Here is a 26,158-nt window from a genome sequence, read left to right on the forward strand (position 1 = left end):
GTAATCGCGTAACCCTTTTATAAACGCCTATATCAGTGATTCGCAATACAAGTTGATGTTAAACCCTGACCTCAGTCGCTAGCGGCTGTAACCTTTTAACTGCTGAATAAGAAAGTCTTTTAACGCTATCACGGCAGGCGTCAATGAAAGGCGATGAGGGCACACAAGGTAAAGCGGCGTTGGCTCGCAGGGAAACTCCTCCAGCATTGCCACTAGGCGACCATTGCGAAGATCTTCTTCAACGTCTAGCCGTGACTTGTAAGCAATGCCCTCGCCAGCCAATGCCCAGCGCCGCACACAATCGGCATCGTCGCTCACCCGATTGCCTTTTACGTTGATGTTGTCACTCCCGAACTTCCACTGGTTATGAACACGTTCGCCAAGCACGAAACACAGACAGTTGTGCTGGTGTAAATCGTCGGGGTAAGCAGGACTGCCATGACGCGTAATATAGTCTGGAGAGGCACATACCACGCGATAGTTATCGCTTTTAAGCGGCAATGCGACGAGGCTGGAGTCTTCCGGAACGCCGTATCGCAGGGCGATTTCTACGGGTTGGCGGAACAGGTCACTCACGCGGTCACTTACTCGCAGGCGTAAATGCAACTGCGGGTGCTGGGCCATAAAGGTGTCCAACCAGCCCAGCAGCACATTGCGACCCAGGTCGGAAGGCATGGCAAGACTGAGCTCTCCAGCGATCTCTTGGCGCTCGCGGTGAAGTTCTTTCTCGCCTTGGTTGAGAGCATTGAGCGCCGCTTTAGCGTGCACAAGGTAGTGTGCGCCCGCGGTGGTTAGCCGCAAACTGCGGGTAGAGCGCACCAATAGCCGTGTGCCTAGCGCGTCTTCCAAACGTTTGATGGCCACACTGGCCACCGCTGGAGTAATCGCTAACTCCCGCGCAGCGGCAGAAAGGCTGCCGTACTCGGCGGCATAGGTCAGCACTTTTAGATCATCGACACGCATTAGACCCCCTGGCGCCTGCTATCTTCAAAATTTATTAGAAACTGTTAGCAAGATTACCCCTCTTTTTAGCAAAACAACATCCAGGCATGATGGCGCAACGACAACTCACGAGACTCCCCATTATGAAAGCGATTGCCTTTACCCAAAGTCTGCCTATTGATCATCCTGATGCACTTCAAGAGATTGAGTTACCGATCCCAACACCAGAAGCCCACGATATTCGTGTTGCGGTTAGCGCCATTTCCGTAAACCCCGTTGATGCCAAAGTGCGCAACAGCGCCTTGCCGAAAACCGGCGAGCCGCGCGTACTTGGGTACGATGCTGTGGGCATTGTGGATGCCGTTGGCAGCGCCGTTACGCGTTTTCAGCCAGGTGACCGGGTGTGGTATGCGGGTAACGTTGCTCGCCAAGGCTCTAACGCCGAGTTTCAACTGGTCGATGAGCGCATCGCCAGCCTAGCGCCAAAAAGCCTTTCTGACACTGAAGCCGCTGCGCTTCCATTAACCGCCATTACCGCTTGGGAACTGCTGTTTGACCGGCTAGAGCTGGGCATGCGCGATACCCAAGGCAAAAGCCTGTTGGTGATTGGCGCAGCGGGGGGCGTGGGCTCAATCCTTGTGCAACTTGCCAAACAGCTCACCGATATTACTGTTATTGGTACGGCGTCTCGGCCCGAAAGCCAATCCTGGGTGAAGTCGCTAGGCGCGGACGCAGTGATTGACCACCACCAACCACTTGATCAGGCGCTTAAAGTGGCAGGCTTTGACGGGGTGGATATGGTGATCAGCCTTAACCAAACCGATCACCACTTTGAGGCCATTGTTGAAGCCCTTAAGCCTCAGGGCAAATTGGCACTGATTGATGACCCGGAACTGATCGATGTGCGGAAGCTCAAAGTGAAAAGCCTTTCGCTGCATTGGGAGCTGATGTTTACCCGCCCGTTATTCACCACCGACGATCTTGCCAAGCAGCACGATCTGCTCACAGAAGTGGCAGCCATGGTCGATGATGGAAGGCTAACAACCACCTTAGGCGAGGTGTTAGGCCCCATTAATGCTGAGAATCTAAAACGCGCGCACGCACTTATTGAGAGCAACCGCACGATCGGCAAACTGGTCTTGGAAGGTTTTTAAACAAAAAATTGCTTAATGGGCGCGACGGCCCTGGCACAAGGCCGTTGCACTCTGAGGCGTGAACCATCACATTAGGCAGCCACGACACCAAGAGAATCGAGTCACCCCATGCATGACGATTTTGTGGCCAACCTGCGCCTGCTCTGCAGCTACTACCCGTCTATTGCAGAGGTTTGTCGGCGTTTAACGATCAACCGTGCTCAGTTTAACCGCTACCTGAGTGGGCGCTACCGCCCCAGCCACGCCGCTCTTCAGCGCATTTGCCACTTTTTCGGCGTCACCACTGAGGATATCGCGCTACCCCATCATGATTTTCGTGCTCTGGTACAAACCGGCCAGCTCAATAGAGAAGCAACCCCAGCAACGCTGCCTTGGCCTAACGCGCTGGTTCAGCGCGGCAGCGAAGGCATGGAGCGCTATATTGGCCGTTACTTTGAGCTTTATCACTCAATGTCGCGACCGGGGCAGTTAATGCGAACTTTGGTGTGCCTGGAAGCACGGGAAGGTGGCGTGGTCTATCAGCGCACCGAGCGGATGCAGACCACGCCCGGCTCCCGCCCGTGTCACAATCGTTATGTAGGTACCGCGGTTAAGCTTGCTGATCGACTCTTTTTGGTCGACCACGAAACCCTTAACGGCCATGAAATCACTCAGACGATTCTGTTTCCGAGTTTTCAGAGCCAAGTAACGCGTTTGACCGGCTTAAAAATAGGCGTGGCGGATAACAGTGAACGCATGCCCTGCTGTGTGCGGGTGGTGTATCAACGCCTGGATGAACAGGTTAGCCTGCGCGAAGCGCTGGCACAGTGCGGTTTAATAACACTGGACGACCCTTCACTTGATGACGCTCTAATAGCCGCCACTCGAAACGATGTGGCCGCTGATGAGCATCACTTCAGAGCTCGTCACTAGAGCACGGATGTTTAAGTGTGTAAGCGTTAAGAGGAAGGCACCAGCACTTGCTGGAACAGAATCTTTTCAAAGTGTTCCATGGGCTCGACGGATTTCAACGTCTTGGCGCGTAGAATAGCGCCTTCCCAGCCGGTAAGAATAAAGCTGGCGAGCGCTTCTGGGGGCGAATGGGTGGCAATATCTCCCCGCGTCTGGGCATCTTCCAGGCAGCGCACAAAACGCTGCTCCCAGCGCTGAAAGACTAGATTTAGCGCATCGCGGAAGGTATCGCTCTGCCCCGAAAGCTCTTGGCCAAGGTTGCCAATCAAACAGCCCGTGGCGTGGTCGCACTCGTGCATATGCTCACGGCCAGCCGCGAAGTAACGTTTTAGACGCTCAAGCGGCGGCGTGTCATTATCTTCCAGCAGCGCCATCAACGTTTCATCATAGCTGGCGGCAAAACGCTCGATCACCGCCAACCCGAAATCTTCTTTGCTGGAAAAGTAGTGATAGAAAGAGCCTTTAGGCACACCGCAGGTTTTTAAAACGGCATTAATGCCCGTTGCGTTGTAGCCTTGCTGACTAATCAGCTGGGCGCCGCTATCGATTAATTTGTCGCGCGTTGCAGTATTTTTCATATGCCTAAAGTAGACCAGTCAGTCTATTGCTTTCAAGTGAGAGAAAGCCAAGTGAATGAAAGCCAATTTGTAAGAGAACCCAATTGTAAGAAAATCTAGCTGTAAGAAAGCCTGGTTAAGTGGCAGTTGCATGTTATTTGCACATTTTTTGACTAATGGCTGCTTAACAATGCGCGATGCTGGGCTTTGTACGAAAACTGACTGCGCTCGCCAATACGGCGTTAAAAATCAACTCGTGCGCGAGTCCGATCAAAATGCTCATTTACACCCGTAAATTCGCACGCGAATCCGATCCTTTTTTCGTTGATTTTTGCCTTATCTAGCCTTCGCTCGGCGACTTTTCGTACAAACCCTAGCATCATACGCTTATTTTTCTGGAATTTTCGCTCCCAATGGATGACGCGCGGTAATGACTCTTTCTCGCTATTACGCTACGAATCAACATGGCCGCATTCGTTTGGGTGCTGTGGTCGCATTATTGATTCTTATTACCACATTGGCCCTTGCTTGGTGGATCATTACTCAACCACCGCGTATAGAGCGTACCCCACCGCCTGAGCCTCTGCCTAGTGTGGTAGACGTCGTCACGGTGAGCGCTAGTTCCCAGGCACCCAACCTGTACGCTTTTGGGCGTGTTGAAGCAGAGCAGGAGACGATGCTGGCCAGCCGTGTAGCGGGCCAATTGGAGCGTTTTGCTGATAACGTTGTGCCCGGTCAGGTGGTCGAGCAGCAAGCCCCTGTGGCCTATATTGATCAAGCCGACCTGGCACTGAGCCTTGAAGATGCTGAGGCGCAACTAGCCAATGCTCAAGCGCAGCTGGCGCTAGAGCAGGCGGAGCAGCAACGCGCCCGCAGCGAGTACGAATCTTTTGGTCGTCAGCTCTCAGCAGAGCGGCGGTCACTGGTACTACGCGAACCGCAGCTGCGCCAAGCACAGGCCCAAGTCACCCAAGCACGAGTGGCCCGCGACCAAGCGGCTCTGAATGTGGAACGCGCCACTCTCACTGCTCCCTGGCGGGCCATGGTGCAAGAGCGCCTGGTCGGCGCCGGCAGCCTGCTCAGTCAGGGTACAGAAGTAGTCCACTTGGTGGGCGTTGAGCAGTTTTGGGTGCGCGCCTCGCTTCCCAGCGAGTGGACGGAGTGGCTGGAAGCGGGTAGCAGCGTTACGTTAACCAGCCGCGGCTGGCCCGAAGGCGCCACACGCGAAGGACTCCTGGTCTCAATGCTACCCAGCCTTGAAGAGAATGGCCTGCAGGCACAGCTGTTGATTGCGGTTAACGACCCGCTCGCCCTAGAGACCGACGGCCCTGCCCTGCGCCTGGGCGATGTCCTGCGCGCCTCTTTTCAACCGGCTATTCAGGAGCAGCTTATTTCACTACCTTCTGCGGCTCTCCGCCCGGGTGACGTAGCGTGGCGGGTAGATGAAGAGAATCGTTTACGCCGAACGCCGGTCACCCTGGCTTATCGCGGGGAAGATGATGCTTTGATTCGTGGCGGCTTGGAAACCGGCCAGCAGGTCGTCACCGCGGGCTTGGCCCAGCCCAGAGAAGGCCAGCTAGTGCGCATTCGTCACCCCAACGACACCCCGGCTCAAGCAGGAGATGGACCGGGAGATGAATCATGAAGGTACCACGCGGCCCATTGGCTTGGATGGTAGATCACGGGGTAGCCCCCAACTTATTGATGGTGCTGTTTATCGTCGGCGGCCTAATGGCGTCGCTAGCGATTAAGAAGGAAGTGTTCCCTGAATTCGACATCGAAGTCGTGCAAGTCACTATCAGCTACCCTGGCGCCACGCCGGAGGATGTGGAACAGAGCCTGCTGCTACCGGTGGAAGCCGCGATTGCCGATGTAGAGGGCATCGACGAGCTGACCGCGACGGCCAGCGAAGGCAGTGCCAGCGTCAACGCAACGCTGATTGATGGTGTGGATGTGATGCGCGCCTATCAGGATATCCAGCAGGCGGTGAACGCCATCACAACTCTCCCCAGCGCTGCCGATCCACCGCACTTTACCCTCGCGGGGCGCTCCCGCAGCGTGTTGAGCCTACAGGTTTACGGCCAAGTCGGTCTGGAAGCACTGCACAACGCGGCCGAAGACGTGCGCGGTGAACTGCAAGCCACTCCCGGCATCTCCCGTGCGGAGCTATCCGGCAACCGCGAGCGAGAGATTCAAGTCCACTTGGACGAAGAGGCCATCGAGCGCTATGGCCTTGATCACCAGGAACTTGCCAACCGCATTGCCGAAGAAGCCCTTGACCTCGCTAGTGGCCAGCTCACAACGGAAGAAGGTGAGTGGCTGATTCGCTATCAGGGGCGGCGTAACAGCGCCGAGGCCTTTGCCGAGCTGCCGATTCTGACCAGCACCCAGGGGGCGCCGATTACCCTGGGCGAGATCGCCAGAGTCAGCGATGGCTTTGCCGAAACCGACCGAGAGGAGTTTTATAACGGCCAGCCCGGTCTCTCTGTGGATGTTTACCAGATTGGTGATCAAACCCCGACCAGTATTTCGGAAGCGGTCAACGGTGAGCTTGAGCGCCTACGCGCAGGTATGCCAGAAGGCGTCAGCCTGGATATTTCCCGCGACAGCTCAGAAGTTTACGAAGATCGTCTTAGCCTGCTGTTAAAAAACGCCTGGATGGGGCTAGCGCTGGTATTGGTACTCATGGCGCTATTTTTGGAAGCGCGGTTGGCGTTCTGGGTCACCCTGGGCATTCCAACGGCGTTCCTGGGTGCCATGCTGTTTCTGCCCTGGATCGGCGTCTCGCTCAATATGATGTCGATGTTCGCCTTTATTATCGCCCTGGGGATCGTGGTAGATGACGCCATTATCGTTGGTGAGAATATCTACAGCTACCGGGAAGAGGGTTACTCACTGCGCGATGCGGCGGTCAAAGGTGCTAGCGAAATTGCCACGCCGCTAACCTTTGCGATTCTGTCCAATATCGTCGCCTTCCTGCCGCTGCTATTTTTACCCGGCTTTTTGGGGCTGATTTTTGCCACCGTGCCGGTAGTGGTGGTGACGGTATTCTTGATTTCCTGGCTGGAAGCCTTGGTGATTCTACCCGCTCACCTGGCGCATAGTCGCAAACCGCGCCAAACCCCGGCGTGGCAGCGTCCCCTTGAAGCACTGCGCCAGCGCCTTCAGGGGGGCCTGCACCACTTTACTTATCACCAGTTCGAACCGTTCCTGCAACGCGCCCTCAATCAGCGCCTGCTCAGTGTTTCGCTGGGCATCGCGATTCTGTTGATCGCGCTCTCCTGGGCGATGAGTGGGCGTTTGGGCTTTTCCCTGATGCCACGGGTCGAATCGGATCAGGTGCAGGCCACGGTCACCCTGCCCATTGGTAGCAATATCAACGTTAGCCGCGAGCTTAGCCAACAGTTGCTCGACGCCGCCGATGCCCTCAGCGAGCGCGAAGAGACACTTAGCTTCAGCAGCTCACGCAGCCGCTTAGATGGCGAAAGTTTGGAAGTGCGTTTGGATATTGCCAGCGAGAGCCTGGAAGCGTGGCCACCCTCGCGTATCGCCCGGGAGTGGCGTGATCTCACCGGCGATTTACTCGGCGCCCAGTCGGTTCGTTTTGAAGCCGATGTCGGCGGGCCCGGTAGCGGCGCGGCACTCAGCCTACGTCTTTCGCACCCGGATACTCAGGTGCTGGAAGCCGCCGCCGAACGCTTAGCGGAAACGCTGGGCGGCTATGGCCTCACAGATATCGACAGCGGCCTTGGTGACGGTAAACCGCAGTTAGAAATGCGTCTTTCTGCCGAAGGCCGCGCCTTGGGGCTCACGGGTAATAATCTAGCCCAAGCCCTGCGCGGGCCACTCCAGGGCGCCACCGCGCTTGAACAGTACGTGGGGCGCAGCGAAATCAGCGTTGAGGTACGTTTACCCACCGACAACCGCGACAGTTTGAATGAGCTCTACCGCATGCCGGTGCGCACACCTGATGGGCTGAGTGTACCGCTATCGCGAGTGGCCGACATTACCATCAGCCAAGCCTCTAGCAGCCTTGAACGCATTAACGGGCGGCGGATTATTACCGTTACCGCTGACTCGGAAAGCGATGTGGCCATCAATCAAGTGCTCGCCACGCTCCAGGAAGAGGAGTTTCCCAGTCTGGAAGCGACCTGGCCGGGGTTGGAAGTCAGCATGGGTGGCCGTCAGCAGGATACCGCCGACAATTTAGCCACGCTAAGAACTTCCATGTGGTTAATGATTGCCGCGCTCTATGCACTGCTGGCGATCCCTTTTAGAAGCTACCTACAACCACTGCTGGTGCTGGCCGCGATCCCCTTTGGCATTGTTGGTGCCGTCGCTGGACATATGATCATGGGCTTCGGGCTATCCATCATTAGCCTGCTGGGTATGCTGGCGCTCTCAGGCGTGGTCATTAACGACGCCTTGGTGCTGATTGATTACGCCAACCGCAAACGCCGTGAGGGCATGGCCGCCCGGGAAGCCATTGTGGCAGCAGCCACCCGCCGCTTACGCCCGATAATGATGACCACGCTGACGACCTTTCTAGGTCTGGCACCGATGATCTTGGAAACGTCCAGACAGGCGCGCTTTATGATCCCCATGGCGATCTCGCTCGGCTTCGGTATGCTTTTCGCCACAGTGATACTGCTGATCCTGGTGCCCTGCCTCTATTTAGGCATGGAGAATGTTCGCGAGCGGCTCAGCGCGCCACGCCAACCGACACTAGATAAAAACCCTAGCCAAAAAGAAGGAGCCCACTGATGGCCTTGCTCACAGCCATACGTCAATGGCGCCCCTCTCGGCTGGGGCTCAAGCTGTTCGTGATTATTCTCAGCGTCAATGTAGCGATCTCAGCGAGTATGTTTCTTGCTGTCTCGTACAGTATTGACCGCGGCTTTCTCGACTACCTCAACCAGGCCCAGGAACGCCGTGCCACACTGCTGGCTGACGGCCTCGTGACTCGCTGGGAAACCCAGCAGAGCTGGGGATGGCTGGAGCAGTCACCGGAACGCTGGCCGTATATTGTCCGCTTTGAACTGGGTCAGGAGCATAGTGACCGCCCTTCGCCACTCGGTGAGGCGCGGGACTTCACCCTGCGCGCAGCGGATGGCCGTTTTGTGGTGCTCCCCAGGAGCGGGCGCGAAGGTTCGGGCAGTTGGCATTGGCTCACCCTTCGCAGCGGCGATACCGATATCGGCTCGCTGGGTTTTCGGCCGCCCCGAGAAATGATGGAGCGTATGGAGAGCCGCTTCCTTGAGCGCCAACAGCGTAACTTGGTGCTTATCGTGATATCACTCTGCGTTGCCTCACTGCTACTGGCAGGCGGGCTCTCCTGGTGGCTGGGGCGACGCACTCGGGCACTGGCGGGCGCCACGCTGCGGCTTACCGAGGGCGACTATCGCACTCGACTGCCTGAACGCGGTCGCGATGAGCTATCGCGCCTGGCACGCGACTTCAACGTATTGGCAGCAACGCTGGAGGCCAGCCGCGATGCCCGCGCCCGCTGGGTTTCTGATACCGCCCACGAGCTGCGCACGCCGCTGGCGGTGCTGCGCGGCGAAATCGAAGCCATGCAGGATGGGATTCGTCCATTGAATCAGGAGAACCTTAGCTCCCTCGCCCAGGAAGTGGGGCAGCTAGAGCGTTTAGTGGCGGATTTACGCTTGCTATCGCAAAGCGATGCTGGCGCGCTGGATATTCAGCTGGCGCCGATGGATCTTAGCGACTGCCTTGCCAGCCGCCTGTCCGACGCCGACCGCTGGTTAGTCGAAAGCGGTTTAACGCTGACCGAACAGATCGAGCCTGGCATTATGATTCGTGGCGATGCCCAACGCCTGCGCCAGCTGTGGAACAACCTGTTGGATAACAGCTGCGCCTATACCCAGCCGCCGGGAGAGCTACGCGTCACGCTTACCGCTCAGCAGGGAATGGCCGTAGTCATCTGGGAAGACAGTACGCCAGGCGTGCCGGAAGGTGAATTAGCCCGTTTGACCGAGCGGCTCTATCGCGTTGAAGGCTCGCGCAGCCGTGCCAGTGGCGGCAGCGGTTTAGGACTCTCAATTGCCAGCGCCCTGGTTAATGCCCACGGCGCAACGCTGACGCCCTCTAGCTCAACGCTAGGTGGGCTACGCTGGACGCTACGTTTTCCGCTGTTGGCTGCTGATTAATATTTCCGGGATTAGTGTCACCAAAACTGATAGTACAAGAACCGTTACGCCCTGCTTTTACGTTCACTGTTAAGCGAGTCTACCGCTATGTCTGATGCTGCCTCTTTACTGATTGTTGAGGATGAACCGAAGATTGCCCGCCTAATGACGGACTACTTAACCACTCATGGTTTTGAGGTGACGACCTTAGGCCATGGCGATGAGGTAATGCCGTGGCTGGAGCAACACTCCCCCGCTTTGGTGCTGCTCGATATCATGCTACCAGGCAAAGATGGCCTCACCCTAAGCCGGGAAATTCGTCAAAAGTGGCCGACCATTGCGATCATTATGGTCACCGCCAAGGTAGAAGAGGTGGATCGCTTGCTGGGGCTAGAGCTGGGTGCCGATGACTACATCTGCAAGCCATTCAGCCCCCGGGAAGTAGTCGCCCGGGTGAAGGCGGTGCTGCGCCGCAGCCAAGCAGTCGCCGATGCCCCAACCAAGGTGCAAAACGCCCCCGTGGTATTAAACGAAGACGGCTGGCAAGCGCTCGCCCACGGGCAGGATTTAGGCCTAACGGCGGTGGAGTTTCAACTGCTGCGGGTGATGATGCAGGCGCCAGGACGTATCTTCAGCCGCGAACAGCTGATGGATCACATGTATCGCGACAACCGCATCGTCTCGGAGCGCACCGTAGACAGCCACATCAAAAAGCTGCGCAAGAAGATCCACGAAGCGCTTCCGGAGCTGGAGATCATCCGTTCTGTCTATGGCGTAGGGTATAAGTACCAGCCGGAGGGATAACAACAGGACTGCTTATGAAGGCGCTTGTAGTAGAAGACAACGTTAATTTAGCCAACTCTATTGCAGCCACACTTAGCGAGGCTGCCTTTAGCATTGATGTCGCCGACGATGGCAGAAAAGCACTCCATATGCTTGAACAGGGCGGATACGACCTGTTGGTGTTGGATCTTGGCCTGCCTGAATTGGATGGCATCTCCCTACTACGCACATTACGCCATCAGCAGGATACGATTCCTGTCTTGATTATTTCGGCTCGCGACAGCCTGGATCAGCGCATACATGGTCTTGAAGTGGGCGCAGACGACTATCTATGCAAGCCTTTTTCGCTGGAAGAAGTGACTGCACGTGCCCGGGCGTTAGTGCGGCGTGCCAAGCACTTTGGCGGAGAAACGCTGCAGTGTGGGCGCTTAGAGTTTTTACCCGATGCCATGGAGCTTCGGCTTGACGGCAAACCCTTGCTGTTGCATCGCCGCGAGTTAGAAGTCATGGAGTACCTGCTGATAAACCAAAATCGCCTCGTTAATAAGGATCAAATTATCGACCGACTATCTACCTCAGATGAGTCGGTCAGCTACGCTGCGGTGGAAACTTACATCTCCCGGATTCGTAAAAAAATTGGCTACGATTTCGGCTTAAAAACGGTACGCGGCCTGGGCTATTACCTGGAATCTAAAGAAGTGAAAGCCCCTGATTATGAATAAACGCCAATCGATCCGCAGTCGGCTGCTTTTATGGATTGGACTGCCTTTCACCGCCCTCGCGATCTTGGCATTGATCTCTAGTCACCTGCTGCTGTCTCGCCAAATTAATGCCACCTTTGATGACCTGCTACTTAATGCAGCTCAGAGACTGGAGCGTCGAATTTACACAGCGGATGGTGAGCTACGCATCAATATGCACTATTTCAGCATCAGTACACTTGGCAGCAGAGGTGAAGGAAAAATTTTCTATCGCATTAAAGAAAATGACGGAGACATAATCGCAGGCTTTAGCGGTTTGACAGATCCACCCCAAACGTCGCATGAGCCAATTTTTTATGATGTAGATTATGCGGGCAATGCTTTAAGAGCTGTTGCGCTCACCCTTCCGTTCCGGCGCGGAGGCGAACCGGTAGACATTGAAGTCGTCGTCGCCGAATCAAAGGAAGCCCGCCACACCCTTACCAACGACTTCATGATAACGCTCACAGGATTAATGGTCGTTACAGGATTACTAGCAATTTCAATTGCACTTTTAGCCATTCACCTTGGGTTAGCACCTCTTAACGCGGTTAGCCAAGCCTTGCGACAACGTTCACCGAATGACTTGCATGCATTGGATGATGCAGCCCCAAAAGAGATCCTGCCGCTAATCCAGAGTATTAATCATTTAATGCAGCGTATGCGGCGCAGTATTGAAAGCACTCAGCAGCTCAATGCTGATGTCTCGCATCAGCTTAGAACACCGGTCTCAGAGATTCGCGCTTTAACGGAAATGTCGCTTAAAGACCCCTCGCAATCACCCGCTCATACTAGCCTGCGAGAGATTCAACGCATCGCTGAACATGCCAGTCATACCGTTAAGCAACTGCTTAAATACGCCAAGACACGCAGCGAATTAGTCGATACGTCTCATCTCGAAAGTGTCGATTTAATCGCCATTTGCCATGATGCCTGTGCCCAGACTGCCCCTAATATTTATAAACAAAGCCAAGAACTCGCCTTTGATCAACATAAAGCAATACCTAACATTTTGGGCGACCCCATTATGCTGCGCTGGTTGGTGACCAATCTCATCGAAAATGCCAGCGTGCATGCGGGTGGCAGCATGGCCTATAGAGGCGTTATAACCGTTGCACTAACGGCTGACACGCGCCAAGTAACGTTAACGGTTAGCGATGAGGGTACCGGCGTGGAGGAAGCGCAGCTTTCCAAATTGACGGAGCGCTTTTTCCGCCACAACAAACATACGCCTGGAAGCGGATTAGGGCTGGCCATTGTGGAACAAATTGCAACGACGCACTCTGCCCGACTGGCGTTAACGAATCGGCCCCAGGGCGGCTTTGAGGTCACGGTGACTTTCCCCGCTATTTAAGCGGCTGATTGACTATCCGCAGCATTAGCGGGGTCATAAAGATCAATAGCAGTAGGCGCAGTATGTGGTGAGAAACAACATAGACTGGGTCGATACCCATCACCATGGCGATCACCGCCATTTCTCCTACTCCACCAGGAATTAACGCAAGCAGGACGGCAACGAAGGCTAGTTGAGTAAAACTTGAAACCAACCATGCCATTAGCGCCGCTACCACCAACGCAAATAGGGCAAATGTAATCCCATAGCGCCCCATGCTGACTACCTGCGACCACTGAGTTCCTGAAAAACGCGAGCCTACAGAAGCCCCCAGCACCAGAAATGCTGCAAGCACTACCCCGGTCGGCAGGGAGTAATCAAATCCAAGATTAGCAATAATGGCCCCTGCGGCCATGGGCCCTAAAAACTCAGGCAGAGGAATTCTTAACAAGCGCGCTAACCACCAACACAGTGGTGCCAATAACAGAGGCAAAATATCGACTAAGGCTAGCGCTGATGGCGAACTGGCAAGCGCCACATCATCAACAAAAAAACTCGCCACGAAAGCCGCACCCGAGACCACGGTGACTAAGCGTAGTGAGTGAGAGATGGCGATCCAACGTAAATCTCCATTTGCACGTTCAGCCAGCACCAGCGCTGAATTCATACTCCCTGGGTACGAGCAAAAAATAGCATTCATCCGCCCTACTCTTGCTCGGTTAAAAATCCAGAACCCGCCGATCAACATTAGTCCCATATAAACCAGCATTGCCAGCACACTGGGGTACCACAAAACCAATCCTACGAGCTCATCTGCTTGGATTCGACTCCCGATAAATAGCCCTAGCAGTGCTATGGCAGTGCGGTGTACGCGCTTATCGACACCTGTTTTCACCCCCATCAGTGATAAGCCCATCACCATAAACAGAGACCCAAGCATCCAAGCCAAGGGCAATGAAAAAAGGGTGGCAAACCAGCCACCCATAAAACCCAAGCCAACGGTAATGACAGTTCTTTTCAACATTTCAAATTCTGAATTCAAGAATCATAGCTGAGCAGCCTCTTGACGCGCTTTAAGCCGCTTCATTACAGGCTGGCTAAATAGTGAGATCAGCAGTAAGGCAAAAATAGCCAGCGTTACTGGGCGCTCAAAAACGTACGTAATGTCGCCACCACTGATTTGATAGGAGTGAAGTAGTGATTTTTCAGCCAACGATCCTAATAGCATGCCGATCACGGCAGCGGGTACGGAGTAGCCGTAGTGGCGAAATATCCAACCGATCACCGCAAACACCAGCACCGTAGCGGGCCCAGTCATATTGCCGGTTAGCCCGAAGGATCCCATTACCGCCAGCACCAACACAGAAGGAATCAAGTAGCGCATGGGCACTTTGACGATATTGGCCAAGAGAGGAATAAACAGTAAGCCGATGATCACCAGTAGAAACACCTGGGCAAAGTTAGCGAAGATAATCGCGTAAACCACATCCGTTTGCTGGCGAATAAACTGCGGGCCGCCAGTGATGTTATGCATAGCAAAAGCCGCTAACATTACTGCTGTAGCGCCACCGCCGGGAATTCCTAGTGCCAGCAGTGTTGCCATCGAGCCCCCTTCGGAGCTGCTGTTAGCCGCCTCAGATGCCACGACCCCTTTCGGATTGCCTTTCCCAAATGAATCGGGATCCCGATCACGGCGCTTAGTTTCTATGTAAGAGAGCAGGTTAGACACGGATGAGCCCACACCAGGAACCGCCCCGACCAACACCCCGATCAAACCACCCCGAATCATCACAACAGGGTAACGCATCGCCATTCTGCAGCCTTCGAAGATCTCACTCACCTTGACCTTACGAGCATCGGCGGATTCAACGATGAAGCCCTTGTTGGCCAGCTTAAATAGCTCAGAGGCCGCAAACATACCCATCATGGCAGGGATAACAGGCACGCCGTCCAACAGGTAAGTCTGCCCCATCGTACCGCGTGCCAAGCCGATTTCGCTAAACCCAATCGTCCCGACTAACAGGCCAACAAACCCTGCAATCAAGCCTTTAAGCACCTGTTCGCCTTTTAAGCTCGCAATCAGCGTCATCCCCCAGAGAATCACTACAAACATCTCTGCTGGCCCCAATCTCAGCACCATGTAGGAAAGCGGCTGTATCATAAAGAACAGCACCACGTAGCCCATCAGCGCGCCAATCACCGAGGAGGCTAACGCGACGCCTAACGCCTGGTTATGCTGCCCCTTTCGCGCCATGGGGTAACCATCAAACGCGGTAGCGATTGCCGAAGAGGTTCCCGGAATATTCATCAGAATGGCTGGGATACCGGCACCAAATGAGCCGCCAGTAAAAATAGCGGTAAGGAACAACATGGCTTGAATAAAGTCCATGTACATGGTCATTGGCAGGAAAATGGCCATAGCCATTGATATCTGCAGGCCTGGCGTTGCGCCAAAAATAAGCCCCAGCACGATACCCGGCACTACCACCAACCAAGGGCCAAAATTAGAAAAAAGCAGATCAAAACTCTGCCCTACTGCGCCAAAATCAATCATGGTATCTCCTCAGCTTGGAAGCAGCAGCAGTGTCATAGGGTACGGCAGCATCTGCGAGAAAAAGAACGCGACACTCAGCCCAAAAGCGACGCTATAGCCACCTACCAACAACCAATTGCGCTCCCCCTTAAGGATCAGGAAAAGCGCCAGAAACGCTACGGTGGCAATATCAAAGCCTATCGCTTCAAGCGACAGCACATAGACGGCGAAGAGACCCACAACAGGTAATGTTTTATGCAGCGGTTCTTCTTCAGAGGAGCGAAACAGCGAGCCGTGTTTAATACGCAGGATCAACTCGAGTGCAATAATCGCTAACACGATAACGGCAAGTGGCAATATAAGCAGCAGGTTTTGCGGTGTGGCGGATACGCGAATGGCGTCTAATAAATACCATAGTGTAAAGCCAGCCAGACCCATGAGAACGATAAAGTCCCCATAGTCACGTTTACATTCAGACATGGTAAAACCCCATACTGGCCCCTCATTAATGTGAGGGGCCAGCTATCATGGAAGGATTAGTTCGGAAAAGCTGTTCGGAAAAACCTGGTCGTGAAAACTAGTTAAGCAAGTGAGCGTACTTTTCAAACACCTGATAGTTTTCGCGCATCAGCTCGTTGGAGCGCTCTGGGCCTACCCAAACGCCGCCCATTTCGTTGCGCTCAAGCTGCTCTTGAACATCCTTGCGGGCAAGCGCACTTTGAATAGCCGAGGAGATCTTCTCAAAACGCTCAGGATGCTGGCGCTCCATTTCACTGGTCACTGCAAAGCCGCGCATTGAGCCCTGAAGAACGGGCACCTCAAGATTCATCGGCGCCAGCGCTTCATTGATCGGAAGTGCATCCCACTGCTCAATGCGTTCATCACTTACGATCGCCAATGGGGTTAAAAACTCACGGATCCCCTCACTGCCCTGGGCACTAATAGAGACGAAATCCACCTGCCCACCCGCTACCGCTGAACGGGCTTCACCGCCGCTATTATAGGTCACCAAGTTGAGGTTATCTTGGGGAATACCTGCCTCATCAAGCAGCAAGCGCACCATTAAGTGACCAGCAGAACCTTGAACCACCGCACCGCGTACTTGACCCTCTTCTTCGCGGATCGCTTCAAGCAGGCTTGGCAGGTCTTCATAACCGCTGTCTTTATTTGCAGCGATTAGATCCAAATCAAACCACTGGAAGTTGATATAAGAAAAGTCGTCGACACTAAACTCTGCATCACCAGTCAGGATCGAGTTGGTTAAGTAAGGAGCAAACGTCGAGGCATAGACGGTATAACCATCATCAGGCACGTTAAGGACGTAATTAGAAGCAACCTGAGTGCCCGCACCGGGGCGATTAGTTACTTGTACCGGCACACCTAGCTCTTCGGAAATAGGCCCTGACATCATGCGGGTCATACGATCCGCACTTCCGCCGGTGCCAAAACCTACCACCATATTGAGTGGTCGAGAGGGAAAGTCGTCAGCTACAGCAGGAAGCGCCATTGATAAAGAGGCAATGGCGGCCGTTGCCCCTACCAATATCGATTTGATATTAAACGATAAGGAAGCACTGGAAGTGTTAAGCATAGCGTGGCTCTCTTTTTATAGGTTTGTTTGGTTTTCGACACAGATCTTACCTTGTGTGCTTAAGACGCTACCCCACGAAACTGTCACCAACCTTGCATAAAGTAAGAACGCAACTAAAGTCTAACCCCTGCTAACTACCTGCCGATTAAGAAACGTGATGCCTGCATCAATGGTCATGCAGCAATGATGGCTATCCCTATTGCACTGACTTCCAGGTCACCTGGGTGTTCCTTAGCGTAAGCTAAAGTATTGTCTCGGGCTGTCGATAACACTATTAGCCTGCTTTGAACCTATTTCTCTAAGCAAGCCTGTGTAGCCGCGGTCGCGCCTGCTTAAAATAGCCCTTAACACTAACGAGAGATTGCCATGACCATCTCTTTACCTACCGGGAGTGCTTCTTTAGACGCACATCCTTTACGTAGTGAGCCGTTAAATGCCGAGAAGGTAACAACTACACCGGTCACTTCTAACGCCGCCCAGGAAGAAGCCAACACCAGCATTCATTTGGATCTTTCGCCCGTGGCTAGAGGCATCGCCTCAGCTTCAGAAAAGGCTGGTAACACACAGGAAGCGAAGAACACCAAAATCGATGAAAGCGATCTCCCGCAGGAGATTAAAGAACTACTAAAGCGAATTGTTGAATATAGAGAAAAGTTAAAGGAGAAACAGCAGGAACTTGAAGAGGTTATGCGCGACAAGTCCCTAAACGATGAACAACGCCAAGCAAAACTCGACGCCCTGCAACAGGAAATCAGTAGCCTCAATAATTCGCTTCAAGAGGCTATGAGCCAACTAAGCAAACTCGTCACTCAGATGGATCTTGATGATGGCGCTGTTATCGAAATGATGTCATTGGCCATGTCTTGATGACGTATAACCGTTAAGGATTGACCTGCCGATTAAGAAACGCAATGCCTGCATCAATGGCGCCGCCACGGAATAGAAAGCTGGCGAAGTGGCCGCGCCAGCGCTGCAGATACAGCTCGCTCTCGATGTTATTGTCCTGCAGGGCTTGATAGAAGTCCGTGGCGTGATCCACCGGCACCAGTTGATCCCACTTGCCGTGGAACAGAAAAAATGGCGGCGTCTGCGGAGTAATTTGCCGTGCGGGAGAGGCTAGGCGATACGCTTCGTTTTCTTCAGCGCGGGTACCGCCGATAAAGTCGACGACTAAGCGTCCATCGTCAAACTTAAGCAAATCACTAGGTAGTCCTCCTGCCAATACTGCAGCCAAACGGCTCTGCTCACCGCCGTAAGGTTCAGCCAGCGGCCCCTCTACTCCCGCCACTGCCAGCAAACTCACTAAATGCGCCCCCGATGAAAACCCCACCCCGACAATACGGCTCGTATCCACCTGCCACCTATCGGCATTGGCGTGAATCCAGGCCATCGCCTGTTGCAAGTCGTACAGTTGGCTGGGGAAGCGATACTCCGGCGCAAAGCGGTGCTCAATATTAACCGCCACATAGCCTTGCCCTGCTAAGCGCTCAGCGATGCCCTGCATATCTTCCGGTGTGCGATTACGCCAGCCGCCTCCATGCACAACTAAGGCAGCAGGTCGCAACCCACCGAGCGAGTCGTCGGGTAGATAAACATCAGCTGTTAACGCCTGGGGCCACTCTTCGGGCGTATAAGTGGCAGGTGACAAGCGCGTAAAAGGCTGAGGTTCGCGCAGCGCATTGCTCTCAATCGCAGGCTCACCCTGGCTAACGTGTTGGGCAGCGCTACAAGCACTCAGCATTAAGGCAATGGCCCCCAGGCCAGTCACGCGGCGGAGAGAGGTAAACGCGCAACGCTGCTGCCATACGCGAAGTTGCTCGGTTCGCGACATGATGCTTCTCCTTGAAAAGTAGGTGACCCCTCACCTAGCGACTACGACCTGCAACAAGCCAATAAGATCATGATTGTTGCACACTATCTGCAAACGGTTTGCACGTCGCCTAGCGATACTGTCATCGTCAACTCATCAGGAGAGTACTTATGAACGTTTCAAGTGCTAGGAAAATGTCAATTCGCCAACTGTTCGCCCCCGCCCTGCTGGCTATCGCCATTGTTCCATTAGCGTTTACCGCTCAAGCAAATAGCCACGGTGACCATGAAGGGCAAGGCCCTGATCGCGAACGCATGGAAGAGCGCATGGAGGAGCGCATGGAGGAGCGTCGCCAGGAAGTGTACGAGCGTGCAGATATCTCAGCAGAGAAACAGGCAGAGCTTAACGAAGCACACGCTGAACATCGCGAAGCCATGCAGGCACTGCGTGAAGAGCATCACGAACGGGTAGCTGAAATTCTCACAGAAGAAGAGCAGCAAGCACTGCGCAACGCCATGCAAGAAGCCCATGAAGAGTATCGTGGCAAGCACGGCAAACGTGGCCATCACGATGGTAATAGTGACGAAAACGCCGACAGCGAATAAACGCAGGCCAAGCCTCAAACCTTGATCCAACGCCCGGTTTTCCGGGCGTTTTTGTGTCTGCGCTTTCATCAGCACGCTGATAACTCCACGCTAATTCAACCCAAATAGGAAGGTTAACTTGAAGGGGGACACTTAATCGCGTATTTTATTTGAACGTTCATTCAAAATAAAAATTCATCTTTCAACAACAGGAGTCCGCCTGCATGGCGAAAGACAACCCCATCCTCCCCTCCCGCGACCGCCTCAATCCCGTGGTTTTCCACGGCAGTGTGGCGGGTATCGTTATCTTTTTAGTACTCACCATGCTGTTCACCGAGCAAGCCGGTGCTTTTTTTGATGCCGGGCTTGCCTGGGTCAGCAAAACCTTTGGCTGGTACTACATGCTGGCGATTGTTGCCTACCTGGTCTTTGTGGTTGCTATTGGCATGTCACGCTTTGGCAGTATTCGCCTAGGGCCCGATCACTCACGACCCGAGTTTTCGCTACTCTCCTGGTCAGCCATGCTGTTTGCCGCGGGTATCGGTATCGACCTGCTGTTTTTCAGCGTTGCCGAGCCAGTGGCCCATTATTTGGCACCGCCGGATTTAACCCCGGAGAGCCAGGCCGCAATGCGTAACGCCGTCGTTCAAACCTATCTGCACTGGGGGCTCTCCGGCTGGGGGCTGTACGTGTTGATGGGTATGGCGCTGGCCTACTTTAGCTACCGCCATCGCCTGCCGCTAGCGATCCGCAGTGCGCTCTACCCAATTCTAGGGAAGCGTATCCACGGCCCCATTGGCAACGCAGTGGACATTACCGCGGTTATTTCTACCGTGTTCGGCATTGCTACCAGCCTGGGTATCGGGGTGATGCAGCTCAACTACGGCCTCACCTATATGTTCGGCGTACCGGAAACGCTCACCGTGCAGGTGATTTTGATTGTCTTGGTGGTCGTACTGGCGACGATTTCTGTGGTGACCGGCGTTGAGAAAGGCATTCGCCGCCTCTCTGAGTTCAATATGCTGCTGGCATTGGCGCTGATGCTGTTTGTGCTCTTTTCAGGCGACACCCTGGTACTGCTGGATAAGGTGGTCAATAACGCCGGTGATTATCTATCCGGTTTTGTCGCTGCAAGCTTTGACACCTACGCCTTTGCCGATGAAGGCGCCCAAGAGTGGAAGATGTGGTGGACGATCTTCTTCTGGGGCTGGTGGATTGCCTGGACACCGTTTGTGGGTCTGTTCCTGGCACGTATCTCCCGCGGCCGCACCATTCGTGAATTTGTCGCAGGCGCCTTGTTTATTCCGCTGGCCTTTATGATGGTGTGGATGTCGGTATTTGGTAACAGCGGCATTGAGCTGGTGGCCAACCAGGGCGTTGTCGAACTGGGTGAACAGGCTCTTAACACCCCACAAACAACGCTCTACACGCTGCTTGAGTACTACCCCTATGTCGGCCTAACTGCGGCGGTTGTCACCGTGCTGGGTATCGTGTTCTTTATTACCTCAGCGGACTCCGGTGCACTGGTACTGGCCAACTTCACCTCTATTTTGAGCGACGTGAACCACGATGCGCCGGTGAAACTGCGTATTTTCTGGTCTGCGACGATAGGGTTGATCACCATAGCTCTGCTGATGGCCGGAGGCTTGAACGCACTACAGAGTGCCGTCGTTATAACCGCACTGCCCTTCTCAGTGGTGATTTTCGCGGTAATGGTGGGCATGTATAAAGCGCTGAAACTTGAAGGTAGCAAAGCCGATGCACGCCGCATGATTGCTGGTGGTGCCCCCGGTGGTGACTGGCGAGAGCGCCTGGATCGCGCCCTGGATACCTCTAATCGTGCGGGTGCCGCTGCGACGATCGAGCACTCCATTCGCCCAGCGATGACCCAGTTTGCTCAGGAGCTTGAAAGCCGTGGTCAAACCGCCAATGTGACCGAAGAGCATGTCGAGGGCGAGTCGCTACCGAACCTGACGCTCCAGGTCGACTTCGGTGACGCCACCAGCTTTGTCTACCAAGTGTGTCCGCACCGTATGCGCACACCAAGCTTCATCCCTGCCGATGATGACTTCTATGTACGTCTGGATGTCTACCTGGCGGAAGGTGGACAAGATAAAGACCTTAACGGTTATACCCGTGGTCAGGTGATTGGTGATTTGGTGGCTGAGTATGAGCGCCACTTACACTTCCTCACCTTGGCCGGTGAGCAGATGGGTCATGTTCAGGCAATGCCTGGCACCATCGGCGAACCGCCTGAAGACTCGCAGATATAAGTAAGCATCTGCGCTTAGCCTAAAAAAATCCCAGCCAAGCGGCTGGGATTTTTTGTGCGCGAACGACTCCGCGACTAACGACTTGTTGTGCAAATTTCACCGCAGGCGTAGCGTAATGGCTTGTTTTCCCTATTTTTAGGAGGCTGACTCTATGTCCCGTGTCCATCAATCTTCGGGATACGTTTTCCCGATGCCTGGCCGCGCGTTAGTAAACGCCTGGCGTGAAGGGTATACGCTGGCCAAATTCAAGCGGGATGTAATGGCGGGTCTGACGATTGGTGTGGTGGCGGTACCGCTCTCCATGGCGCTGGCCATCGCTACTGGCGTGCCACCTCAGCACGGGCTATACACTGCCATCGTGGCAGGCGCGGTGATCGCCTTGACCGGCGGTTCGCGGTTTAATATCTCTGGCCCTACCGCCGCCTTTGTGGTGATCCTATTCCCCATTGTGGCCAATCATGGTTTGGGCGGGCTGCTGATTGCTACCTTTATGGCAGGCGCCATTTTGGTCGCGCTGGGGCTGTCGCGGCTGGGCAGTCTGATTCAGTACGTCCCCTACCCGGTCATTCTTGGCTTCACAGCGGGCATTGGCGTCGTCATTGCGCTGCTGCAACTGCCCGATTTTCTCGGTTTGGCCGGGGTTGAGCTCGGCGATAGTACTCTGCGTAACCTCATGCTGATTGGTCGAGCACTGCCCACTCTGTCACTGGCTGAAATCAGCGTCGGGCTTGTGACCTTGGCAACGCTGTTAATCTGGCCCCGCCTGAATACGCCAGTTCCTGCCCCGCTGGTTGGCTTGGCGGTGGGCACCCTGGTTGCCGCCCTGCTGCTGGTGGGTGGTGTCGAGGTCGATACTATCGCCTCGCGCTTTAGCTGGGAGTATCAGGGCGAAAGCGGCAGTGGCATTCCTCCCTTCGCGCCTGGCTTTATCGCACCGTGGCATTTCCCTGGTGCCGATGGCACGCCGCTTGAGATCGACTTTGCGCTGATTCAGGCTCTGCTTGGCCCGGCACTGGCGATTGCACTGCTGGCGGCCATTGAGTCGCTACTGTGTGCCGTGGTAGCAGATGGCTTAACTCGCACCCGCCATGATCCTAATGCCGAGCTAATTGGCCAGGGGCTGGGCAATATGGTGGTGCCCTTGTTCGGCGGCATTACCGCCACGGCGGCCCTTGCCCGCACCGCGACCAATATCAAAAGCGGTGCCTTTTCACCTATCGCTGCGGTGGTGCACTCAGTCGTAGTGCTACTTGCCGTGGTCGTGCTCGCGGGAGTACTGGGATATGTACCCATGGCCGCTCTGGCTGCCCTGCTCTTCATCATTGCCTGGAACATGAGCGAGGCGCACCACTTTATGCATACGCTGAAAAGCGCCCCCGCCAGCGATGTTTGGGTGTTGGTGATCTGTTTCGTACTCACGGTTGTTTTCGACATGGTGGTTGCCGTGGCCGTGGGTATTGGCCTAGCCGCCGCGCTGTTTATTCGCCGAATGGCACAGCTGACTCATACCCAACGCTTGGCGGCGCCCAACACCAGCGAACACTTCCCGCCGGAAGTAGCCCTTTATAAGATAAGCGGACCGCTGTTTTTTGGCGCAGCAGAAAAGGCCATTGCCACACTCAGAGTGATTGACCACAGCGTAAAAATCGTCGTTCTGGATATGCGCGATGTACCCAGCCTGGATACCACCGCCATGGTGGCGCTGGATACGCTGCGACGCGAGCTGGGCGAGCATGGGGTGGGGGTAATATTTGTAGGGTTGTCACCGCGCATGGCGCTGAAACTCAAACGCGCGGGCATTAAGCGCGAAGCAGGTAAGTTAGCGGTTGTCAGTAACCTTGCCCACGCAGAGCGAATGGCGCGCCGTTGGTTGGGCCAACAGGGGAACGGCGGGGATTAAATCGTGCCTGAGCAGTGACACTGCCGAAATTAAAAAGGGGAGTTGCCTCCCCCTGAGATACGACACTAGAACGATGTCAGCTCGCCATATCCAACACGATACGACCCTCGATTTTGCCGTCGATCATGCGCTGGAAGACATCGTTGATATTGTCCAGCGTATCGGTTGCGACCGTGGCCTTAACCTTGCCTTCGGCAGCGAAATCCAGCGCTTCCTGCAGATCGCTGCGCGTACCAACGATAGAGCCACGTATGGTAATGCCATTGAGCACTGTGCTAAAGATTGGCAGCGGGAAGTCGCCGGGTGGTAGGCCATTGAGCACCAGTGTTCCGCCGCGGCGTAGCATATTCTGCGCTTGATCAAACGCCTTCGGCGACACCGCTGTCACCAAGGCCCCGTGAGCACCACCAATGGTTTTCTTCAGGTACGCCGCTGGGTCGGTTTTCATGGCGTTAACGGTTACCGTGGCGCCTAAACGCTCAGCCAGGGCTAGCTTACCGTCATCGATATCGACAGCCGCCACGTTCAGCCCCATCGCTTTGGCGTACTGCACCGCCATATGGCCAAGCCCACCTATCCCCGAAATCACCACCCACTGACCGGGGCGGGTATCGGTCATTTTCAAGCCTTTATAAACCGTTACACCGGCACACAGCACCGGGGCTATTTCGATAAAATCAACGGCATCCGGCAAGCGCCCTACATAGCCTGCATCCGCTAAGGTGTAGTCCGCGAACCCGCCGTTAACGCTGTAGCCGGTATTCTGCTGGGACTCGCACAGCGTCTCCCAACCGCCTAAACAGTGCTCGCAGTAGCCGCAGGCCGAGTAGAGCCAGGGCACACCAATACGATCACCCTCTTTGACATGGGTGACACCTGCACCCACCGCCACGATATGCCCAACGCCTTCATGGCCGGGAATAAACGGTGGCGAGGGTTTCACCGGCCAATCGCCGTGGGCGGCGTGTAAATCGGTATGGCAAACCCCAGAGGCCGCCACTTTCATCAACACTTCGCCCTGCTTGGGGCGAGGTACATCAACTTCTTCTATGACCAACGGCTGGCCAAACTCACGAACGACCGCCGCGCGCATTGTGCTATCCATGATGCAACTCCTAATAGTTTTCGATACGGCAGTTTAAGCACTGCTCTTATCAGTAGAGTCAGCGTCAGGGGACTGACAATTACCGCCCGGCTGATGCCGGACGGTGTGGGTTAGCTATACATAGAAAAACGTGGCGGGTTAGAAGAAGCCCAGCGGATTGATGTCGTAGCTGACCAGCAGGTTTTTGGTTTGCTGGTAGTGCTCAAGCGCCACCTTGTGAGTTTCACGGCCAACGCCGGATTTTTTATAGCCACCGAAGGCCGCATGGGCGGGATACTGGTGGTAGCAGTTGGTCCATACACGTCCGGCTTGAATGCCTCGGCCCATGCGGAAGGCGACGTTGATATCGCGGCTCCACACGCCTGCGCCCAAACCAAACTCGGTGTCGTTGGCAATCGCCAACGCTTCTTCTTCATCCTTGAAGGTAGTGACTGCCACCACCGGGCCAAAGATTTCTTCCTGGAAGACGCGCATCTGATTGTTACCCTTCAGCAGCGTGGGCTGGATGTAGTAACCATCGTTGATGCTGTCGTCCATGGTCTCTTTATTACCGCCGGTGAGGAATTCCGCGCCTTCATCTCGGGCGATATCCATATAGGACATGATTTTATCGAACTGCTCTTGAGAGGCCTGAGCCCCCACCTGCACGTCGGTATCCAGTGGATTGCCGCGTTTGATGGTTTTGGTACGCTCGATGACCTTGGCCATGAACTCCTCGTACATGCTCTCTTGGATCAGCGCACGTGACGGGCAAGTACACACTTCACCCTGGTTAAAGAACGCCAGCACCAAGCCTTCGACTGCTTTATCAATAAAGGTCGGTTCGGCGTTCATGATGTCGGCAAAGTAGATGTTGGGGGATTTGCCGCCTAGCTCCACGGTAGAGGGAATGATGTTTTCCGCCGCGCATTTCAAGATATGCGAGCCAACAGGGGTAGAGCCGGTAAAGGCGATCTTGGCAATGCGCTTGCTGCTTGCCAACGCCTGCCCTGCCTCAGCGCCAAAGCCGTTGACGATATTGAGCACGCCAGGCGGCAGCAGATCACCGATCACTTCCATCACCTTCAGAATCGAGGCAGGCGTTTGCTCTGCAGGCTTCAAGACCACGCAGTTACCCGCCGCCAGTGCAGGTGCCAGCTTCCAGGCAGCCATAAGGATTGGGAAGTTCCAGGGAATAATCTGCCCCACCACGCCCAGCGGCTCGTGAAAATGGTAGGAGACAGTATTGGCGTCAATATCTGCCGCGGTGCCCTCTTGGGAGCGTAAACAGCCCGCAAAGTAGCGGAAGTGGTCAACGGCCAGCGGTATATCCGCATTGAGAGTTTCGCGTACGGCTTTACCGTTATCCCAGGTTTCAGCCACCGCGAGGGCTTCAAGGTTTTGCTCAATACGATCGGCGATTTTCAGCAGGATATTACTGCGCTCTTGGGCGGATGTTTTCCCCCAGGCAGGTGCCGCTTTGTGGGCCGCATCCAGCGCTTTATCGATATCCTCTGCCGTTGAGCGGGGGATTTCGCAGAAGACATGGCCATTGACGGGGCTAATATTATCGAAGTATTGGCCTTTCACCGGGGCAACAAATTCGCCGCCGATATAGTTGCCATAGCGTTTTTCAAATGACACCACAGAACCGGTATCACCAGGGTTGGCGTAGATCATTGTATTGCTCCTGAGTATTATGATTATTAAAGGTGCATTGACAGTGTTGTTCACTAAAGCAAATGGCGATATAGCCCGATGGCAGGATTAGCCC

21 protein-coding genes are annotated in these 26,158 nt (G+C 54.7%); 12 read left to right on the forward strand and 9 right to left on the reverse strand.

From position 1 onward, the window contains the following. Positions 1–78 precede the first annotated feature (78 nt). Positions 79–963, reverse strand: coding sequence for a LysR family transcriptional regulator (locus HALTITAN_RS12775; protein ID WP_009287358.1), 885 nt, complete (start codon positions 961–963; stop codon positions 79–81). 122 nt (positions 964–1,085) lie between these two features. On the opposite strand from HALTITAN_RS12775, the gene HALTITAN_RS12780 reads away from it, so the two are divergent. Then, a complete protein-coding gene (locus HALTITAN_RS12780; protein WP_022522314.1) occupies positions 1,086–2,096 on the forward strand; it encodes a zinc-binding alcohol dehydrogenase family protein in 1,011 nt (336 codons plus the stop codon). A 108-nt stretch (positions 2,097–2,204) separates the two neighbouring features. Beyond that, entirely contained in the window at positions 2,205–3,008 is an 804-nt protein-coding gene (locus HALTITAN_RS12785) for a helix-turn-helix domain-containing protein (RefSeq protein WP_022522313.1), read from the forward strand. Between the two features lie 26 nt (positions 3,009–3,034). On the opposite strand, the gene HALTITAN_RS12790 is transcribed toward HALTITAN_RS12785, so the two are convergent. Then, complete coding sequence (locus HALTITAN_RS12790; protein WP_027958063.1) at positions 3,035–3,625, reverse strand: TetR/AcrR family transcriptional regulator; 591 nt, start codon at positions 3,623–3,625, stop codon at positions 3,035–3,037. A gap of 409 nt (positions 3,626–4,034) precedes the next feature. On the opposite strand from HALTITAN_RS12790, the gene HALTITAN_RS12795 reads away from it, so the two are divergent. From HALTITAN_RS12795 to HALTITAN_RS12820, 6 genes are all read left to right on the forward strand, one after another. Beyond that, the gene (locus tag HALTITAN_RS12795) at positions 4,035–5,249 is read left to right on the forward strand and encodes an efflux RND transporter periplasmic adaptor subunit (protein ID WP_009287360.1); all 1,215 of its coding nucleotides are present in this window, start codon (positions 4,035–4,037) and stop codon (positions 5,247–5,249) included. Next, the gene (locus tag HALTITAN_RS12800) at positions 5,246–8,368 is read left to right on the forward strand and encodes an efflux RND transporter permease subunit (protein ID WP_009287361.1); all 3,123 of its coding nucleotides are present in this window, start codon (positions 5,246–5,248) and stop codon (positions 8,366–8,368) included. Before HALTITAN_RS12795 ends, HALTITAN_RS12800 begins: the two co-directional genes overlap by 4 nt. Next, on the forward strand, positions 8,368–9,774 hold the full coding sequence (locus HALTITAN_RS12805) for an ATP-binding protein (protein ID WP_009287362.1): 1,407 nt from the start codon (positions 8,368–8,370) through the stop codon (positions 9,772–9,774). Before HALTITAN_RS12800 ends, HALTITAN_RS12805 begins: the two co-directional genes overlap by 1 nt. Before the next feature lie 87 nt (positions 9,775–9,861). Beyond that, entirely contained in the window at positions 9,862–10,557 is a 696-nt protein-coding gene (locus HALTITAN_RS12810; protein ID WP_009287363.1) for a response regulator, read from the forward strand. 14 nt (positions 10,558–10,571) lie between these two features. Continuing rightward, positions 10,572–11,258: a response regulator transcription factor gene (locus HALTITAN_RS12815; RefSeq protein ID WP_009287364.1), complete on the forward strand. Its 687-nt coding sequence runs from the start codon at positions 10,572–10,574 to the stop codon at positions 11,256–11,258. Next, on the forward strand, positions 11,251–12,630 hold the full coding sequence (locus HALTITAN_RS12820) for a sensor histidine kinase (RefSeq protein ID WP_009287365.1): 1,380 nt from the start codon (positions 11,251–11,253) through the stop codon (positions 12,628–12,630). The genes HALTITAN_RS12815 and HALTITAN_RS12820 overlap by 8 nt, the downstream gene beginning before the upstream one ends. On the opposite strand, the gene HALTITAN_RS12825 is transcribed toward HALTITAN_RS12820, so the two are convergent. From HALTITAN_RS12825 to HALTITAN_RS12840, 4 genes are all read right to left on the reverse strand, one after another. Continuing rightward, positions 12,623–13,633 (reverse strand): AbrB family transcriptional regulator, encoded by a 1,011-nt coding sequence (locus HALTITAN_RS12825; RefSeq protein WP_039859385.1) that lies wholly within the window; start codon positions 13,631–13,633, stop codon positions 12,623–12,625. The genes HALTITAN_RS12820 and HALTITAN_RS12825 overlap by 8 nt on opposite strands. A gap of 21 nt (positions 13,634–13,654) precedes the next feature. Next, on the reverse strand, positions 13,655–15,163 hold the full coding sequence (locus HALTITAN_RS12830) for a tripartite tricarboxylate transporter permease (protein WP_009287367.1): 1,509 nt from the start codon (positions 15,161–15,163) through the stop codon (positions 13,655–13,657). Positions 15,164–15,172: 9 nt separating this feature from the next. Beyond that, complete coding sequence (locus tag HALTITAN_RS12835) at positions 15,173–15,622, reverse strand: tripartite tricarboxylate transporter TctB family protein (RefSeq protein ID WP_022522304.1); 450 nt, start codon at positions 15,620–15,622, stop codon at positions 15,173–15,175. Between the two features lie 97 nt (positions 15,623–15,719). Further along, a complete protein-coding gene (locus tag HALTITAN_RS12840) occupies positions 15,720–16,733 on the reverse strand; it encodes a Bug family tripartite tricarboxylate transporter substrate binding protein (protein WP_009287368.1) in 1,014 nt (337 codons plus the stop codon). Between the two features lie 366 nt (positions 16,734–17,099). Between HALTITAN_RS12840 and HALTITAN_RS12845 the strand changes: the two genes are divergently transcribed. Then, on the forward strand, positions 17,100–17,600 hold the full coding sequence (locus tag HALTITAN_RS12845) for a hypothetical protein (protein ID WP_039859386.1): 501 nt from the start codon (positions 17,100–17,102) through the stop codon (positions 17,598–17,600). Between the two features lie 13 nt (positions 17,601–17,613). Here HALTITAN_RS12845 and HALTITAN_RS12850 read toward each other — a convergent pair whose 3' ends face one another. Then, positions 17,614–18,564, reverse strand: coding sequence for an alpha/beta hydrolase (locus HALTITAN_RS12850; protein ID WP_009287369.1), 951 nt, complete (start codon positions 18,562–18,564; stop codon positions 17,614–17,616). Positions 18,565–18,713: 149 nt separating this feature from the next. Here HALTITAN_RS12850 and HALTITAN_RS12855 point away from each other — a divergent pair, with 149 nt between their 5' ends. The 3 genes from HALTITAN_RS12855 (at position 18,714) to dauA (ending at position 23,300) form a co-directional block, all read left to right on the forward strand. Further along, on the forward strand, positions 18,714–19,148 hold the full coding sequence (locus HALTITAN_RS12855; protein ID WP_039859387.1) for a hypothetical protein: 435 nt from the start codon (positions 18,714–18,716) through the stop codon (positions 19,146–19,148). Between the two features lie 203 nt (positions 19,149–19,351). Beyond that, a complete protein-coding gene (gene betT, locus HALTITAN_RS12860; protein WP_009287370.1) occupies positions 19,352–21,400 on the forward strand; it encodes a choline BCCT transporter BetT in 2,049 nt (682 codons plus the stop codon). 151 nt (positions 21,401–21,551) lie between these two features. Further along, a complete protein-coding gene (dauA, locus tag HALTITAN_RS12865; protein WP_009287371.1) occupies positions 21,552–23,300 on the forward strand; it encodes a C4-dicarboxylic acid transporter DauA in 1,749 nt (582 codons plus the stop codon). Between the two features lie 76 nt (positions 23,301–23,376). Here dauA and adhP read toward each other — a convergent pair whose 3' ends face one another. Next, positions 23,377–24,405 carry an alcohol dehydrogenase AdhP gene (gene adhP / locus HALTITAN_RS12870; protein ID WP_009287372.1) on the reverse strand — a complete coding sequence of 343 codons (1,029 nt, stop codon included), beginning with the start codon at positions 24,403–24,405 and terminating at the stop codon, positions 23,377–23,379. 138 nt (positions 24,406–24,543) lie between these two features. Beyond that, positions 24,544–26,064: an acetaldehyde dehydrogenase ExaC gene (exaC, locus tag HALTITAN_RS12875; RefSeq protein ID WP_039859388.1), complete on the reverse strand. Its 1,521-nt coding sequence runs from the start codon at positions 26,062–26,064 to the stop codon at positions 24,544–24,546. Between the last annotated feature and the right edge of the window lie 94 nt (positions 26,065–26,158).

It is taken from the genome of Vreelandella titanicae BH1 (assembly GCF_000336575.1).
Taxonomy (GTDB): domain Bacteria; phylum Pseudomonadota; class Gammaproteobacteria; order Pseudomonadales; family Halomonadaceae; genus Vreelandella; species Vreelandella titanicae.

Coding starts and splice junctions, on each gene's coding strand:
- HALTITAN_RS12775 (WP_009287358.1), bottom strand. CDS start 963: ATGCGTGTCGATGATCTAAAAGTGCTGACCTATGCCGCCGAGTACGGC.
- HALTITAN_RS12780 (WP_022522314.1), top strand. CDS start 1,086: ATGAAAGCGATTGCCTTTACCCAAAGTCTGCCTATTGATCATCCTGAT.
- HALTITAN_RS12785 (WP_022522313.1), top strand. CDS start 2,205: ATGCATGACGATTTTGTGGCCAACCTGCGCCTGCTCTGCAGCTACTAC.
- HALTITAN_RS12790 (WP_027958063.1), bottom strand. CDS start 3,625: ATGAAAAATACTGCAACGCGCGACAAATTAATCGATAGCGGCGCCCAG.
- HALTITAN_RS12795 (WP_009287360.1), top strand. CDS start 4,035: ATGACTCTTTCTCGCTATTACGCTACGAATCAACATGGCCGCATTCGT.
- HALTITAN_RS12800 (WP_009287361.1), top strand. CDS start 5,246: ATGAAGGTACCACGCGGCCCATTGGCTTGGATGGTAGATCACGGGGTA.
- HALTITAN_RS12805 (WP_009287362.1), top strand. CDS start 8,368: ATGGCCTTGCTCACAGCCATACGTCAATGGCGCCCCTCTCGGCTGGGG.
- HALTITAN_RS12810 (WP_009287363.1), top strand. CDS start 9,862: ATGTCTGATGCTGCCTCTTTACTGATTGTTGAGGATGAACCGAAGATT.
- HALTITAN_RS12815 (WP_009287364.1), top strand. CDS start 10,572: ATGAAGGCGCTTGTAGTAGAAGACAACGTTAATTTAGCCAACTCTATT.
- HALTITAN_RS12820 (WP_009287365.1), top strand. CDS start 11,251: ATGAATAAACGCCAATCGATCCGCAGTCGGCTGCTTTTATGGATTGGA.
- HALTITAN_RS12825 (WP_039859385.1), bottom strand. CDS start 13,633: ATGTTGAAAAGAACTGTCATTACCGTTGGCTTGGGTTTTATGGGTGGC.
- HALTITAN_RS12830 (WP_009287367.1), bottom strand. CDS start 15,163: ATGATTGATTTTGGCGCAGTAGGGCAGAGTTTTGATCTGCTTTTTTCT.
- HALTITAN_RS12835 (WP_022522304.1), bottom strand. CDS start 15,622: ATGTCTGAATGTAAACGTGACTATGGGGACTTTATCGTTCTCATGGGT.
- HALTITAN_RS12840 (WP_009287368.1), bottom strand. CDS start 16,733: ATGCTTAACACTTCCAGTGCTTCCTTATCGTTTAATATCAAATCGATA.
- HALTITAN_RS12845 (WP_039859386.1), top strand. CDS start 17,100: ATGACCATCTCTTTACCTACCGGGAGTGCTTCTTTAGACGCACATCCT.
- HALTITAN_RS12850 (WP_009287369.1), bottom strand. CDS start 18,564: ATGTCGCGAACCGAGCAACTTCGCGTATGGCAGCAGCGTTGCGCGTTT.
- HALTITAN_RS12855 (WP_039859387.1), top strand. CDS start 18,714: ATGAACGTTTCAAGTGCTAGGAAAATGTCAATTCGCCAACTGTTCGCC.
- betT (WP_009287370.1), top strand. CDS start 19,352: ATGGCGAAAGACAACCCCATCCTCCCCTCCCGCGACCGCCTCAATCCC.
- dauA (WP_009287371.1), top strand. CDS start 21,552: ATGTCCCGTGTCCATCAATCTTCGGGATACGTTTTCCCGATGCCTGGC.
- adhP (WP_009287372.1), bottom strand. CDS start 24,405: ATGGATAGCACAATGCGCGCGGCGGTCGTTCGTGAGTTTGGCCAGCCG.
- exaC (WP_039859388.1), bottom strand. CDS start 26,064: ATGATCTACGCCAACCCTGGTGATACCGGTTCTGTGGTGTCATTTGAA.